Here is a 14,695-nt window from a genome sequence, read left to right as displayed (position 1 = left end):
AGTCGACGAGCCTAGTGCGCAGCGCCGCGCGCCGGAAGGCCTCACGGCGCTCAGCTCGACGCGGATGTATACCGCCCTATCGCCCGTTTCCACACCGCGCGGCCGACGGCGCCGAAGGCGAGCGCCCCGAGCGCCGCGGCGGCGGCCGTGCGCGGGGCGATGGTGCCGAGCATCGCCTCCGCCGGGTAGGTGGTCATCAGCGCGAGCGGGACGACGACGGTGAACGCGATGCGCCAGAACCCGTTGAAGATCGTGACCGGCCAGCGCGCGAAATCGAAGAGGGAGTTGAAGAGGTACGCCAGGTTGTCGAGGCGCACGACCCAGAACGCGGCGGAGATGACCAGGATGCAGATGGAGTAGAGCACCAGCGTCGCCGTCACGAGCAGGCACAGCGAGAGCGCCAGGTCGGCGGGCGCGGGGGCGCGGCCCATCTTCGTGAACGCATAGACGAAGATCGCCGCCGCGGCCGCGGCGTCCACGACCTTGCGGACCTCGAACCTGGCCGTGGACACGAGGAACTGCGCGTCCGCCGGCTTGAGCAGCGTGAAGTCGAGCGTGCCCTTCCGGATCTGGTCGACCACGCTGATGAGCGACGGGTTCACGGCCCCCTCCAGGATGCCCTTGAGGAGCGTGAACCACCCGACCACGACGAGCGCGCTCTCGTAGGTCCAGCCCTGGACCGGCGGGCGGGCGGCGAGCGCGATGTGGAGCGGGACGAGCCCGACCAGCGTCCAGACCACGGTCATCACCGCGCCGAGCAGGAAATCCCACCGGTACTGCATCCCGAGCGCGAGCGAGACGCGCAGCTGCGTCGCGAGGAGCCGGAGGTAACGCACGCCGCTCACCCGCCGAACGCCGAGAACCGCCGGACGCCCGCGCGCCACGCGACGAGCGCCGCCGCGGCGGTGAAGAGCGCGAACGCCCACTGCACCGCGAGCTCGGTGAGCGCGCGGCCCGGCGCGAGCAGGCCGGTGATGAGCTCGACCGGGAACGCGAGGCTGTACCGGAACGGCAGGGCCCGCGCGACGTCGCCGAGCCACGCGGGGAACAGCTCGATCGGGACGAGGTAGCCGGCGAGGACCATGAAGGCCGCGAGGTAGACGTCGAACACCGCGGTCGAGCTCTCGATCACGAACGCGAGCGAGCCGATCAGCGCCATCATGAAGAAGTTGATCATCCAGGCGCCGACCAGCGACGCCGCCCAGATCCCGAGCTCGAGGGGCGTCGGCTGGAACCGCTCGCCCGAGGTGACGGCGAGCGCGACGATCGCGATGGGCAGGCAGAGCGCCGCCCGCAGCGGGAGCGCGGCGAGGTTGTCGGCGGCGAAGGAGACGAGCGGGTGGATCGGCTTGAGCAGGCGCTGCGAGAGGGCGCCGCTCTTGATCTCCATGTTCAGCTCCCAGACGAGCCACGAGCCGGTCATCTGCCGGACGATGAGGATGGCCAGGAAATACGCGGTGAAATCGCTCGCCCCGAAGCGGCCGACCGGGGCGCTCGCCGCCACCGCCGACCAGAGCGCGAGGCTCACGAGCGGCATCGTCGTCGTGAGCATCCAGATCAGCATCTCGGCCCGGTACGCCATCGCGGCCGCGACCCCGACGCGGAGCAGCGTCGGGAACGCCCGGGCCGCCCTGGAGACCGCGCTCACGACGCGGCCCCGCCCGCGGCGCCCGCGGCGCCCGCCGGCTCGCCGGCCGGCCCCTCGCCCGCGAAGAGCTCCCGCATCACCTCCTCCAGGGGAGGATCCTCGACCGTGAGATCCGCGATGTCGGTCTGGCCGAGCAGCCAGGACATGGCCTGGCGCAGCTCCTCCTGCGACACCTGCAGCACCGCGCGGCCCGGCTCGAACGAGAGCACGGCGCCGACCCGCTCGAGGAGCGCCCGGTCGACCGGGCCGCCGAAGCGCAGCGCGATCCGCTTGTGAGGCCGCACGCTGCGGGCGAGCGCCGCGAGGTCGCCGTCGTAGCGCAGCCGCCCCTTGTCGATGACGATGACCCGAGGGCAGAGCGCCGCCACGTCGTCCATGTAATGGGACGTGAGCACCACCGTGGCCCGGCGCTGCTCGTTGTAGCGGCGGATGAACTCCCGCACGCCGAGCTGCATCGCCACGTCGAGCCCGATCGTCGGCTCGTCGAGGAACAGGATCTCCGGCCGGTGCAGCAGGGCGGCCGCGAGCTCGCACTTCATGCGCTCGCCGAGCGAGAGCTGCCGCGTCGGCTTCGAGGCGATGGCGGCGATCCCGAGCAGGTCTTCCAGCTCACCGAGCGTCTCCTTGAAGTCCGCCTCACTGATCCCGTAGATGGCGCGGTTCAGGGCGAAGGTCTCGGCGGGGGGGAGGTCCCAGAGGAGCTGCTGCTTCTGGCCCATCACGAGGGTGATCCGCTTGAGGAAGCCGACCTCGCGGTGCTGCGGGACGAAGCCCGCCACCCGGACCCGGCCGCCCGACGGGTGGAGCAGGCCGGAGAGGACCTTCAGCGTCGTCGTCTTGCCGGCGCCGTTCGGGCCCAGGAAACCGACGCGCTCGCCGGGCGCGATCGAGAACGACAGGTCCTCGACCGCGTGGACCACCCGGGTGCGGCGCCGGAAGACCGAGCGCACCATGGCCCCGAAGCCGGGGGCGCGCTCGTGGACCTGGTACGATTTGCAGAGCGATTCCACCGCGATCGCGCTCGACGCCTCTGCCATGGTCGGCGGACACTAGCACCTCCGCGCTGGAGCTCCCGCGGCCACCGAATGCTCGCTCGGCCGATCCGGGCTAACCTCAGGGCGCGGGGGGCAACGGCCCGGATCCCCTATGCCGCAGAGCTTCAAGGACGACACGATCCACGACACACCGCTCCCGGCGAGCGGCGCCCGGGCGGGCGCCGAGCCCTCGAACGCCGCCGCCGAGACCGGCCCGCGCCAGGTCCTCGCCGGCCGGTACGAGCTCCTCGGGCTGGTCGGCATCGGCGGCATGGGGAGCGTGTACCGCGCCCGCGACCTGGAGCTCGAGGAGGTCGTCGCCGTCAAGGTGCTGCGGCGCGAGCTCAGCGGCTCGCCCGAGGTGATCGATCGGTTCCGGCGCGAGGTGCGGCTCTCGCGCAAGGTGACGCACCCCAACGTGGCGCGCGTCTTCGACATCGGCGAGCACGAGGGCGACCGGTTCCTGACGATGGAGTTCATCGACGGCGAGCCGCTCGCCGCGCTCCTCGCGCGCGAGCGGCGGCTCGCCGTGGCCCGCACCATGGACATCCTCGAGAGCGTGTGCGCGGGGCTCGTGGCCGCGCACCGGGCCGGCGTCATCCACCGCGACCTCAAGCCGGACAACGTGCTGCTCGGGCGCGACGGGCGCGTCGTGCTGACCGACTTCGGGATCGCGCGCGCGATCGCGCCGGACGGCGAGGCGGGCAAGACGCTGGGCGCGGTGATGGGGACGCCGGCGTACATGGCGCCCGAGCAGGTGCAGGGCGCCACGGACATCGACGCGCGCGCCGACGTCTACGCGCTCGGCGCCATGCTCTTCGAGATGCTCACGGGCGAGCGCGCGTGGCAGGGCGACGCGCCGCTCGCCGTCGCCGCGGCGCGCCTCGTCTCCGACCCTCCGGACCCGCGGCGCCGGCGCGCCGACCTGCCCGACGCCCTCGCGCGCGTGGTGCTCCGGTGCATGGCCCGCTCGCGCGACGAGCGGTACGCGTCCGTCGAGAGCGTCGCGCACGAGCTCGCGTCGCTCACGCGCCCGGCCACGGTCGTCCCGCCGGCGTTCACGCCGCCGCACGAGCGGACGGCGATCTCCGGGGTCATCTCGGGGCCGATCTCCTCGTCGAACGATCCGGGCGGCAAGAGCGTGGCGGTCCTCCCGTTCGCGAATCAGGGCGCGCCGTCCGACGCGTACCTGGCCGAGGAGCTGACCGACGATCTCATCGACACGCTCTCGATGACCCGGGGCCTGCGGGTGAGGTCGCGCGGGTCGCTGCCGCGGCGGCCGGACGGTGAGGTCGACGCGCGCGAGATCGGGCGCGAGCTCGGGGTGCAGGTGGTCGTTGGCGGCTCGGTGCGGCGGCGCGACGGGACGGTGCGGATCAGCGCGCGGCTCGTCTGCGTCGCCGACGGGTTCCAGCTGTGGGCGAAGCGCTTCGACCGCCCCGAGGCCGAGGTGCTGCGGATCAACGACGAGGTGGCCGAGGCGGTCGCGGCGGCGCTGACCCTCGACGCGGCCGCCCCGAGCCGCACCGCGCCGAGCGATCCGGTCGCGCTCGATCTGTTCCTGCGCGGTCGCCACGAGTACCGGAGGTACTGGCCGGAGCACCAGGCGCGCGCGATCGAGCTCTTCGAGCAGGCGCTCGCGCGCGCGCCCGAGGATCCGATGATCCTGTCGGCGTACGCGCTCGCGCGCTCGCGCTTCTGGTTCTTCACGGATCAGGGCGGCGAGCTGGCCATACAGGCGGCGGCGCGCGCCGCCGCCGCGGCGCCCGGGCTGGCGGACGCGCGGCTCGCGATGGCGTCGGTGCGGCTCCAGCGCCTGGACGTGATCGGGGCGATGCGGGAGCTCAAGGCCGCGCTCGCGTCCCAATCCGGGAACGCCGAGGCGGAGGGCCTCATCGGCTCCATCCTGATCGAGTGCGGCGCGTTCGAGGAGGGCGCGCGGCGGGCGCGGTCTGCGCTTGCGCGCGATCCCGAGGTGTTGCTCGCCGCGTACGCGCTCGCGCGCGCGTACGCGCTCCTGGGCAGGCCATCGGAGGGCGACGACGTGCTCAGGGCGCTGCCGTCTTCGGGCAGCGGATCGGGAAACGCCGTCTTCCGGATGCGCATGGCGATGTGGCAGAGCGACCCGGAGGTGCTCGCGGCGCTCTCTCAGCGGCGCGTGCGCGACGCCTTCCCGTACGCCCCCGACCAGTTCTTCCCGATGATCGACGACGTCGTCTCGGATCGGCTGTCGGACGACCGTTCCGCGCTGGCGCCGGGCCCGAGCGCGCCCGTCACGGCGCTGCGGCGCACGTCGTTCATGCGGCAGATCCAGGCGGAGCTCGCGGCCTTCCTGGGCCGACCGGAGCTCGCGCTGCGCGCGCTCGAGCTCTCGCTGGCCGACGGCCTGTTCGACCTGATCTGGATGGAGCGCTGTCCCCTCTTCGCCTCGCTGCGCGCGGATCCGCGCTACGCGGCGATCCAGGCCGAGGTGGAGCGGCGGGCCTCCGCCGTGGTCGCGGTGTACCGCGAGCGCTGACGCGCGCGTCCGGGGCGGCGGGCGCGACCCGGCGCCGCGCGTGCGGCGGCTGGCGCGGCGCTCAGCTCGGCGCGCGGAAGAGCGCGAGCACGCCGGTGTAGAGGGCGAGCCGGGCCTGGCCCGGCGCCCACGGGGCGATCTCGAAGCTCGAGTGCATGCCGGCGATCGGGAGATCCGCGAAGCGGTGGCGCAGGATGCGCGCCTCGACGTCGGGCGCCCCGTACAGGCCCTGGCCGCGCCCGGCGCAGCTCAGGTAGAGCGCGAAGCGCGGGGCCGACCCGAGCGCGCTCTGGGACACCTGCCGGGCGATCCCCTCGAGCCCGGCGCGGCCGGCGGCGGCGTCGCGCACCGCGAAGGCGAGGCGCGCCCCGGGCCTCGCGTCGTCGCCGACCAGGAGCCCGCGCCGCGACGGATCGACGCCGCGGACCGGCCGCAGCACGTAGCGCGCGTCGCGGGGCGCCGCCGGCGTGGCGGCGTCGCCGCGCGGATCGGCGGCGTCGCCGCGCGGATCGGGCGGGTCGGCGAGCGCGGCGAGGACGAGGTGCTGGGGGCTGGGCTGCTCGCCGAGCGCGGCGGTCGCGGCGGACAGGAGGTCGAGCGCGGGCCGCCCGCCGGCGCGGAGCACGATACCGTTGCTCACCTCCTCGATGGGGTGGAAGCCGGAGAGCAGCCGGACGGCCGGCGAGGCGTCGACGAGGGGCGGGGCGAGCCCGGTGATGGCGAGGCCGACCGTCGCGCCCTCGAGCAGCTCGCCCTGGGACGTGACGCCGATGGCGGAGCCGGACGCGGTCCCGGCGCCGAACAGGCACGTGCTGGGCGCGGTGGAGGCGAGCGCCTCGAGCGTGTCGGGGGCGAACGCCCCGGGCCGTACGAAGAGGATCGCGGTCGCGGAGCGGCGGCCGACGATGCGGCCGAGGGTCTCGCGCAGGAGGCGCACCGGCTCCTCGGCGCGCTCGGGCAGCGCGAACGGCGTGACCTGCCCGCCGGACCAGAGCACCCCGCTCGCGCCGGTGTCCCCCTCGATCTCGCCGCGCTCGCTGAGCACGCCCGCGGCGGGCACGACGCAGGCGGGGATGCCGCGCCACGTGCTACGGACGAGCTCGGCGACGCCCGAGGCGCGCTGGGCGAGCTGCCCGGAGACGAAGACGACCCCGCCCGAGGCCGACGGGACGGCGCTGCGCAGGTCGGCCAGGTGGTGGAGGAGGCCATCCGGCCCACAGGTGGCGGAGAAGCTTCGTGCCATGGCTGGCGGGTCCATCCTAACCGAGCCGTCGCCCACTCGACAGGCCCCGCTGAAGAAGTTTATCGTGCGAGAGTCGCGCCGGCGCCTCGGGGCTTTCCCCACGGGCGGCGATCGAAGGACCGGGCAAGCTCGATGAGGATCCAGTCATTTGGCCGCACCGACGTCGGGCGCCACCGGCGCGCCAATGAGGACGCGTTCTTCCGGGACGACGAGCTCCGCCTCTACATCGTCGCGGACGGGATGGGCGGGCACGCGGCGGGCGAGGTCGCGAGCGCCGAGGCGGTCGAGACGATCTACGGCATGGTCAAGCGCGGGCTGCCCGCCATCGGCGATCCCGACGAGCCGCTCACGCAGCCCAAGGCGCGCGCCGTGCTGCGGATCCTCGAGGGCGCGATCCAGGCGGCGACGTACATGGTCTTCGCCATCGCCGAGCTCGACCGCGACAAGAGCGGCATGGGCACGACGATCAGCGCGGCGCTCATCGTGGGCGGCGCGCTCGTGACCGGCCAGGTGGGCGACAGCCGCATCTACCAGGTCCGCAACGGGACCGCGGTGCAGATGACCGAGGACCACACGCTGATCGCGTGGCAGATCAAGAACGGGCTCATCTCCCCGGACGAGGCCAAGAGCTCACCGCACCGCAACGTGATCACGCGCGCGGTGGGCAACCGGGACTACGTCGAGGTCGACACCTCGATCGTGGCCGTCGAGGCGGGCGATCGATACCTGCTCTGCTCCGACGGGCTGCACGGCTATCTCCACGCCGAGGAGGAGATCGCGAGCATCGCCTCGAAGGGCGGCGACGCGGCGGTCGACCTCTTCATCGAGCTCGCGAACCGGCGCGGGGGGCGGGACAACATCACCGCGGTCCTGGTCGAGGTGGGCTGACGCGCCCGCTCGAAAGTCGGCTAGGCTGCGCGCATGGCGCTCAAGGACAAACTGGTCTCCGAGGGGATGAAGCTCGCCGCGAACCCGAACGTGGCGAAGCTGATGCAGGACGAGCGGTTCATGCGGCTGTTCATGACGGCGATGAGCGTGCCCGGTCGGGTCTCCTCGTTCACGGCGGAGCAGAAGGAGACGTTCGCCAAGGCGATGGGCCTGGCGACCGCCGAGGAGGTCCGCGACCTCAAGCGGACGGTGGCCTCGCTGGAGCGCGAGATCGCCAGGCTCCGGCGCGAGGGGTGATCCCGGGGCGCGAGGGGCGCGGCGCGCGAGGCGCCGCGCCCGGGGCGGCTACTTCGTGTCGCCGCGCGCGTAGATGCTGGCCACGTAGTCGAGGACGTCGCGCGCCGAGACCTCGTTGTACCCGAAGTACTTGATCATCCGGGTCTTGATGATGTCGATCTTCTCCTGCGTCTCCTTGTCGATGACGCTCGACACCAGGGTCTGGAGCTTGATCGCGTCCTTCTGGTCCTCGAACAGCTTGAGCTCGAGGGCGCGGCGGAGCCGGTCGTTCGTGTGCCACTCGAACTTCTTGCCGTCGACCGCGAGCGCGCCGATGTAGTTCATGATCTCGCGGCGGAAGTCGTCCTTCCGGTTCTCGGGGATGTCGATCTTCTCCTCGATCGAGCGCATCAGCCGCTCGTCCGGCTCGACGTCCTCGCGGGTGAAGCGGTCCTTCACCTTCTCCTTCAGGGTGTAGGCCTTGATCGAGTCGATGTAGTTCGCGGCGAGCTTCTGGATCGCGTCCTCGTCGGCGCTGATCGCCCGCTGCACCTCGTTCTTGACGATCTCCTCGTACTCGCGCTTCACCATCCCGATGCACTCGGTGAAGCGCTTGCGCTGCTCGTCGTTCGTGATGAGCGAGTGGTGGCGCAGGCCCTTCTCGAGCTCGCTCATGACCATGAAGGGGTTGATCGTCCCCTCGCCGAGGTCGTTCACGAGCGCGTTCGAGATCTTGTCCTGCACGTAGCGGGGGCTGATCCCTTCCATGCCCTCGCGCGACGCCTCCTTGCGGAGCTCCTTCACGGTGTCCTGCGTGTAGCCGGGCAGGACCTTGCCGTCGTAGAGCTTCATCTTCTGGACGAGCGACAGGTTGTGCTTCTTCGGGTCCTCGAGCCGGGTGAGCGCGGCCCACATCGCGGCGACCTCGAGCGTGTGAGGGGCGATGTGCTTGCCGCGGATCTTCTCCTTGTTGAAGTCCTTCTCGTAGATCCGGATCTCCTCCGACACCTTGGTGATGTAGGGGATATCGATCTTGATGGTGCGGTCGCGGAGCGCCTCCATGAACTCGTTGTTCAGGAGCTTCTTGTACTCGGCCTCGTTCGTGTGGCCGATGATGACCTCGTCGACGTCGGTCTGGGCGAACTTCTTCGGCTTGATCTTGTGCTCCTGCGACGCGCCGAGCAGGTCGTAGAGGAAGGCGACGTCGAGCTTCAGGACCTCGATGAACTCGACGATGCCGCGGTTCGCGATGTTGAACTCGCCGTCGAAGTTGAAGGCGCGCGGGTCGGAGTCCGAGCCGTACTCGGCGATCTTGCGGTAGTTGATGTCGCCGGTGAGCTCGGTCGAGTCCTGGTTCTTCTCGTCCTTCGGCTGGAAGGTGCCGATGCCGACGCGGTCCTTCTCGCTGAGCACGAGGCGGCGCACGCGCACGTGCTGCATGACCTTCGACCAGTCGCCGCCGTACTTGTCCATCAGGCGGTTGAAGATGAAGCGGCACGCCGGGTCGAGGTCGCCCTCGGTGCGGACGTGGAACTGCGGGCTCGAGAGGCCGAGCTCGCGGAACGCGCGGTCGCGCCAGGACGGCGGCACGAGGCGCAGCGGCTCCTCGTGCATCGGGCACTTGAAGCGGGCGCTCTCCGTCCCGGCCATGCCGACGTCGTCGAGGTTCACCCAGTCGAACGTGTAGAGCGCGCCGTCGGGGGTCGTCGAGTAGTGCTCGATCCCCTTCTTGAGGAGCCGCGCGATCGTCGACTTCGACGAGCCGACCGGCCCGTGGAGCAGGATGACGCGCTTCTCCGGGCCGTACCCCTCGGAGGCGGCCCGCAGGACGTGGACGAGCCTCATCAGCGGGATGTCGAGCCCGTACACGGCGTCGGCGCCGCCGTTCATCTCATCCTTGAAGAAGTTGTACCGGATGAGCTTCTTCTTGTTGTCCGTGTACTCCTCGATGCCGTAGCGGATGATCATGTCGTACGCCCGCTGGAACGCGTTGCGCGTCACCTGCGGGTTCTGGCGCACGATCTGGAGGTACTCTTCGAACGTGCCCTCCCACGCGAGATCGCGGTAGAGCGCGAAGTCCTGCATCGCCGCGATCTTGTCAACCATCCCTGTCCGCAACTCGCCCATTTCGCACCTTTTTCTCCAGGCGACCGCGGGGCGGCCTTGGCCGCCGGAGGTGCGGGAGCGGAGCCCGGCGTACCGAGCTCCGCCTCCGTCGTGCGCCGCGCGCCCGGGGGGAAGCCAAGCTTAACACCGATCGCGGGGACGCAAGGCGGCTGCGCCCCGGAGCTCTCTCCATCCCGAACGGGAATGATCTGCGGGGCGGCCCGAGCGCGGCGGTGCAGCCCGGAGGAGGTGCGAGGGTGCCCGCGGGCAGGCGACGTCAGCGAGTGGACGGCGCGGGGGAGCGCGCGTCCTGCGCGCCCCAGGAGAGGCCTCCGCTCTCCACGACGCCGGGCCAGGAATCGACGTACTCCGACGGCTCGCCGGGCCTGGAGGCGTCGATCCAGAAGAGGCGGCCGGTGCCGGGGCGGCGCACGTCGACGTGGACGAACTTGCTGTTCGGGTAGAAGCCGCAGCCCACGTCGTCGAGCGTGCGGCAGAACTGGAACAGCGCCGTGTTCGGGACGCCCATGACGAGGATGTCCATCGCGCGCCCCTCGGCGTGCTGGCTGTGGTGGGTGCCGGAGGCCTTCCCCTTCGCCGGCGGTTCGCCGGCCGGGCGCGGCCGGTAGCCGCTGAAGATGTGGATCGCGCGGCGCGGGAAGGCGTCGGCGATCTGCTGGAGGAGCCAGAGCAGGCGCGGGTGGACGAGGCGGACCTGGGGCACCCACTCGAGGGCCTGCAGCCAGGTGCCTGCGTTGGGCTCGTCGGGCAGCTGCTCGCCCGGGTCCGGCGCCTCGGGGGGTCGCGCCATGATCGACAGGCGATCGAGCGCGCCGGGCGCGACGGAGCCGTCGCAGCGCACCAGCTCGAAGGCGTCGTGCTGGGCGCCGTACCGGGTGAACTGGACCGGGCTTCTGCGGCAGCGCCAGTCGGGCGGTTGCTTCTTGGGCGGGTCCCAGAGCAGGTCGAAGCCGTTCGACGAGAGGCTCGGCCCCGTGGTCGCGAGGAGGGGCGGGCCGAGGATCGGATCGAGGTGGCGGAGCCACGCGGGCGCGGCCGGATCGAGGTGGAGGGATCCTGGTAGATCGAGCGGGGAGGGGAAGGGGGAGTAGGCGCTGGCGAATGCGGGGGTGGCGGGGGCGGCGGCGGCGAGGTTGTGCTCGCCGAGGTTGGCCTCGGCGTCCGGGTGAGCGGCGCCCCAGGCGAGCTGCCACCACGGCTGGTGCTGCCATTTCCCGTAGGCGCTGCTCATGTAGAGCCGGAGCGGGCCGGGGCGCTCGACGGCGGCGTTGCGGAAGGCGCGGAGGAGGGGCAGCTCCGGCGCGACGGTCTCGTTCAGGTTGAAGGTCGCGCGCTTCGGCGGCTCGTCGAGCAGGCTGGCGCCGGCGTCCGGCGGGGCGGCGACGAGCAGGGCGGCGAGGCCGACGGCGGCGGCGAGGCGGTGGGCGGCGGCGCGGGACGTTGCCGGCATGGGATCGATAGAGGGCGAGGCGCGCGAGGGAAGGTAGCTCACCCGGCGGGCGGGCGGCTCTGATTTGCCACAAACAGGCATGGCGGGGGGTGAAAACCCACCTGCGGCCGGCGGGGGGGCCGAGCGGGCGGGGGGCGCGGGGGGGCGGGAGGCGCCGGGGGGGTGGCGCAACCCCGGTCGGGCGCGGGGCGCAACCTCGGTCGGTGCCGCAACCCCGGTCGGTGCCGCAACCCCGGTCGGGTGCCGCAACCCCGGTCGGGCGGCCGCAACCCCGGTCGGGCGGCCGCAACCCCGGTCGGGTGCCGCAACCCCGGTCGGGCGGCCGCAACCCCGGTCGGGTGCCGCAACCTCGGTCGGGCGGCCGCAACCCCGGTCGGGTGCCGCAACCCCGGTCGGGTGCCGCAACCTCGGTCGGGCGGCCGCAACCCCGGTCGGGTGCCGCAACCCCGGTCGGGCGGCCGCAACCCCGGTCGGGTGCCGCAACCTCGGTCGGGCGGCCGCAACCCCGGTCGCGCGGCGCAACCCCGGTCGCGCGGCGCAACCCCGGTCGGTCGCCGCAACCCCGGTCGGTCGCCGCACCCGGTCGGTCGCCGCAACCCCGGTCGGCTCAGGGCGCCGCGGAGGCGCGCGTCAGCCGGTCCCGCACGGCGTCCCACGCCGGATCCTCGGGGACGGCGGCGATCACGATCACATCGCACCCCGCGTCCTCGAGCCGGTGCAGCGCCGCGTAGAGCGCCGCCGCGTAGCCGGCCGGATCCCCGGGGAGGACCTCGGCGTGCGCCCCGTCCGCGGTGCGCCTCCCGCGCTCGATGGCCCCGGCGCGCGCGCCGCCCCTCACGGCGCCCTCCACCTCGTCTCGGACCGCCTCCGCGGGGACCAGCGCCACCTGCGCGCGGGGCGCGTAGTGGCGCGCGTGGGTCCCCGGCGCCGGGGCGCGCTCGGTCGTGGCGGTGATCAGCCCGGCGGTCGTCTGGATCGGCACGAGCGCGGCGATCGCCTCCGCGGCCACGTGCCCCGGCCGGAGCAGCCGCGCCGGCGAGGTCGTGACGTCGACGATGGTCGACTCGATGCCGACCGCGGTCGACCCGCCGTCGACGATGGCGTCGATGCGCCCGCCGAGGCTCTTCTCGACGTGGTCGGCGGTGGTCGGCGAGATCGCGGTGGACCGGTTGGCGCTCGGCGCGGCGATCGGCAGCCCGACCGCGTCGAGCAGGGCGCGCGCGACCGGGTGCACGGGCACGCGGATCGCGACGGTCGGCCCGCCGGCGGCCACCTCGTCGGCGACGCGGTCGGGCCGGCGCGCGACGACGAGGGTGAGGGGCCCCGGCCACATCGCCTGCGCGAGGCGCTCCGCGTCGTCGGGCCAGCGGTCCGCGAGCGCGCGGGCGGACGCGACATCCGGCACGTGGACGATCAGCGGGTTGCCGGGCGGCCTCCCCTTCGCCTCGAAGATGCCGCGCGCCGCGGCCGCGTCGTCGGCGCGCGCGCCGAGCCCGTACACGGTCTCCGTGGGGAAGGCGACGAGCCCTCCGCGGCGGAGGATCTCGGCCGCCCGTGCGATGGATGCCGCGTCAGCGGCGAGCCGCTCGGTTCGCATGCGCCGCGCTCCATGTTGCCCGGGCGGGCGGGAGGCAAACGAAAACCGACGGGGCACCTGGCCGAGCTTGCGAGCCGCGTGGGCGACGAGGCGCATGGGCGCGAGCTCGGCGCGGCCCCCGCCGGCGCTGCAGCCGCGGACGTCGCGGAGCACGGCGCATGCATGGTGCCGTCGCCATCGTCAAGAGGAATCGTAGTGGCGCCGGCACTCGTGGGCGACGAAGGTTCGCCGACGCATCGGTTGCGAGCACCCGCGTCGAGTGAGCTCTGAGCCCGTGTACCGCCTGCGCGGATCGACCCTCGTGCAGGATGATCGGCTGTGACCGCCGTTCTGTCGTAGACCCCTACACCTGCCCCTGGAATGATGCTGAGCATGTTGTGGGCTTCGAGCCGGAAGTCCCCCTCGCTGCGCCAGAGCCACCCGGCGAAGGGACTCACCGCAAGCCGGGGCTCGGTTCCGACCTGGATCCCGCCCACGCTCACGCCGCCGCTGAACTCGAGTGCCTGTGCCGGTGCCGAATCAAGGGCGAGCGCACCGATGAACAGCAGGCCGATCTTGCTGAGGGTGCGCATGGACATGGCGGAAGACCTGGCCGATACGCGGAATGCGACGTGAGGGCGGGTACTATTTGGGGGGACGTGGCGCGGGCGTCAACGAGGACGTCGGCGAGCCGATCTGCGGCACTGCCCGTCCGATCGCGCTGCCAGCAGCCAGCTCTCACAGCCGAGAGAGCCGTCCATCTTCGAGCAGCACCCAGGGGGCCGAAGGCGAGTACGCCTCGGTCCCAGCGATGGGCAGGCTTGGCGCATCCGTGAGCCGATCGAGCCCCTTGTCCCGGAGCTGCATCCCACGTTCCGTGAGGCGGTACACCTTCGAGCGCATAGGGGAGCCAGCGTTGGCCGGCCTCGGGCCAGGTGCGCGCTCCACAGCAGCGGAGCCGTGCTTTGCCCATTGGTCTAGACGCGCTCGCAGGAACAAGTCGCCTGTGCAGGAGAGGAGCTCTCGCAAATCCAGTCCAAACTGCGATTTGTGACAAAACACAGAGACGGCAGTCAGGTTCTCTTCTGTCGACAGGATGGTCAAAATGAGCTCATCGAGTCGGCTCAAACGTAGCGTACCTCCAGCGGCCTGTCGTGGAAAGAAGCATGATAGAAGCCCCCACAAGGGAGCGAGCTCCGGAAATCCATCAACGCCACGGATGCAGCTTTCGACGAACAGCAATGGGTTATCATCTACGTAACACTCCCAGAGGCGAACGGCGTGTTCGTAGCGTTCCACTGGCCAGGGGCACGCCGTATCGAGGCGATCCAGGAGAACCTCATTAGGATGGTGCGCCACGGACGCGGAGCAGTTGAACCGCGGCATGATCGGTGGCTCGTAAGACCTATTTATCGTGCCAAACACAAACTCGAACTCGGCGACCAAGACCTCGCCGCTCGCGATCCCGAGGTGCCGCAACCAGCGACAGGCCCTCCATAGGTTCACTCGTTCGCGGAGGCTCACCGATACCCACAAGACAACTGGCAGCCCCCAGCGGATATCCGGCGAATAGAGCCGATCCCACGGTTCGCCCGACTCGTCTCTGAACGAGCTCTCCTCGAACAAAGAACGCCATGTCTCACGTGTCCGGGCATGTTCGAGGGCATCCAGGCGGCTTGGTCCGACAATAAGGCAGTCGGAGGCTCGCACCACGTTGATGGCGCCGATGTTCAGAAGACTCTCTGTTGTAGCCGCATCGAAGGCTACATGCGTCGCCGCGCGGAGGAGGGCTGCTTTTGTCATGATCAATAAAACCCACACTGATAGCACTCGCTGTATTTATAGGGTCGCTTGTTCTGACAATCGTCACGACAATAATCGCAAAGAGTCCTGCCGGAATCGATCTCACGCGTACAGCGCCCCCGTTTATCCTCG

At 71.6% G+C, this 14,695-nt stretch carries 11 protein-coding genes; 3 read left to right on the top strand and 8 right to left on the bottom strand.

Features of this window, described 5'->3' with window-relative positions; all coding sequences use genetic code 11:
* Positions 1-50 precede the first annotated feature (50 nt).
* Genes WMF20_RS39415 through WMF20_RS39405 form a run of 3 tightly spaced genes read right to left on the bottom strand, consistent with a single transcriptional unit; the run spans position 51 to position 2,685 of the window.
* On the bottom strand, positions 51-836 hold the full coding sequence (locus WMF20_RS39415) for an ABC transporter permease (protein ID WP_437617211.1): 786 nt from the start codon (positions 834-836) through the stop codon (positions 51-53).
* Between the two features lie 5 nt (positions 837-841).
* Positions 842-1,648, bottom strand: a complete 807-nt coding sequence (locus WMF20_RS39410; protein WP_437606903.1) for an ABC transporter permease — start codon at positions 1,646-1,648, stop codon at positions 842-844.
* Positions 1,645-2,685: an ABC transporter ATP-binding protein gene (locus WMF20_RS39405; RefSeq protein WP_437606902.1), complete on the bottom strand. Its 1,041-nt coding sequence runs from the start codon at positions 2,683-2,685 to the stop codon at positions 1,645-1,647. The genes WMF20_RS39410 and WMF20_RS39405 overlap by 4 nt, the downstream gene beginning before the upstream one ends.
* A gap of 109 nt (positions 2,686-2,794) precedes the next feature.
* Here WMF20_RS39405 and WMF20_RS39400 point away from each other — a divergent pair, with 109 nt between their 5' ends.
* Positions 2,795-5,200 carry a protein kinase domain-containing protein gene (locus tag WMF20_RS39400; protein ID WP_437606901.1) on the top strand — a complete coding sequence of 802 codons (2,406 nt, stop codon included), beginning with the start codon at positions 2,795-2,797 and terminating at the stop codon, positions 5,198-5,200.
* A 61-nt stretch (positions 5,201-5,261) separates the two neighbouring features.
* Here the strand turns inward: WMF20_RS39400 and WMF20_RS39395 are convergent, their stop codons facing one another.
* A complete protein-coding gene (locus WMF20_RS39395) occupies positions 5,262-6,443 on the bottom strand; it encodes an FIST signal transduction protein (RefSeq protein WP_437606900.1) in 1,182 nt (393 codons plus the stop codon).
* A 132-nt stretch (positions 6,444-6,575) separates the two neighbouring features.
* Here WMF20_RS39395 and WMF20_RS39390 point away from each other — a divergent pair, with 132 nt between their 5' ends.
* A complete protein-coding gene (locus WMF20_RS39390) occupies positions 6,576-7,331 on the top strand; it encodes a PP2C family protein-serine/threonine phosphatase (protein WP_129579100.1) in 756 nt (251 codons plus the stop codon).
* 33 nt (positions 7,332-7,364) lie between these two features.
* Positions 7,365-7,628 carry a hypothetical protein gene (locus WMF20_RS39385; RefSeq protein WP_061607276.1) on the top strand — a complete coding sequence of 88 codons (264 nt, stop codon included), beginning with the start codon at positions 7,365-7,367 and terminating at the stop codon, positions 7,626-7,628.
* Positions 7,629-7,676: 48 nt separating this feature from the next.
* Here the strand turns inward: WMF20_RS39385 and WMF20_RS39380 are convergent, their stop codons facing one another.
* The 4 genes from WMF20_RS39380 to WMF20_RS39365 form a co-directional block, all read right to left on the bottom strand.
* Positions 7,677-9,734, bottom strand: coding sequence for a PrkA family serine protein kinase (locus tag WMF20_RS39380; protein ID WP_129579099.1), 2,058 nt, complete (start codon positions 9,732-9,734; stop codon positions 7,677-7,679).
* Positions 9,735-9,990: 256 nt separating this feature from the next.
* Positions 9,991-11,184 (bottom strand): YcbK family protein, encoded by a 1,194-nt coding sequence (locus WMF20_RS39375; protein WP_437606899.1) that lies wholly within the window; start codon positions 11,182-11,184, stop codon positions 9,991-9,993.
* Between the two features lie 607 nt (positions 11,185-11,791).
* Positions 11,792-12,781 carry an L-threonylcarbamoyladenylate synthase gene (locus WMF20_RS39370; protein WP_437606898.1) on the bottom strand — a complete coding sequence of 330 codons (990 nt, stop codon included), beginning with the start codon at positions 12,779-12,781 and terminating at the stop codon, positions 11,792-11,794.
* Between the two features lie 717 nt (positions 12,782-13,498).
* Entirely contained in the window at positions 13,499-13,663 is a 165-nt protein-coding gene (locus tag WMF20_RS39365) for a hypothetical protein (protein WP_237244517.1), read from the bottom strand.
* Positions 13,664-14,695: the final 1,032 nt, after the last annotated feature.

It is taken from the genome of Sorangium sp. So ce834 (genome assembly GCF_051521425.1).
GTDB classification, from domain to species: domain Bacteria; phylum Myxococcota_A; class Polyangia; order Polyangiales; family Polyangiaceae; genus Sorangium; species Sorangium cellulosum_D.
The sequence above is the reverse complement of the archived record's forward strand: the minus strand, read 5'-3'. Positions and strand labels throughout refer to the sequence as shown.

Excerpts from the sequence above, each read along its gene's own strand:
- WMF20_RS39380 (WP_129579099.1), bottom strand. The coding sequence starts at position 9,734 with ATGGGCGAGTTGCGGACAGGGATGGTTGACAAGATCGCGGCGATGCAG.
- WMF20_RS39395 (WP_437606900.1), bottom strand. The coding sequence starts at position 6,443 with ATGGCACGAAGCTTCTCCGCCACCTGTGGGCCGGATGGCCTCCTCCAC.
- WMF20_RS39375 (WP_437606899.1), bottom strand. The coding sequence starts at position 11,184 with ATGCCGGCAACGTCCCGCGCCGCCGCCCACCGCCTCGCCGCCGCCGTC.
- WMF20_RS39385 (WP_061607276.1), top strand. The coding sequence starts at position 7,365 with ATGGCGCTCAAGGACAAACTGGTCTCCGAGGGGATGAAGCTCGCCGCG.
- WMF20_RS39390 (WP_129579100.1), top strand. The coding sequence starts at position 6,576 with ATGAGGATCCAGTCATTTGGCCGCACCGACGTCGGGCGCCACCGGCGC.
- WMF20_RS39370 (WP_437606898.1), bottom strand. The coding sequence starts at position 12,781 with ATGCGAACCGAGCGGCTCGCCGCTGACGCGGCATCCATCGCACGGGCG.
- WMF20_RS39405 (WP_437606902.1), bottom strand. The coding sequence starts at position 2,685 with ATGGCAGAGGCGTCGAGCGCGATCGCGGTGGAATCGCTCTGCAAATCG.
- WMF20_RS39400 (WP_437606901.1), top strand. The coding sequence starts at position 2,795 with ATGCCGCAGAGCTTCAAGGACGACACGATCCACGACACACCGCTCCCG.
- WMF20_RS39365 (WP_237244517.1), bottom strand. The coding sequence starts at position 13,663 with ATGCGCTCGAAGGTGTACCGCCTCACGGAACGTGGGATGCAGCTCCGG.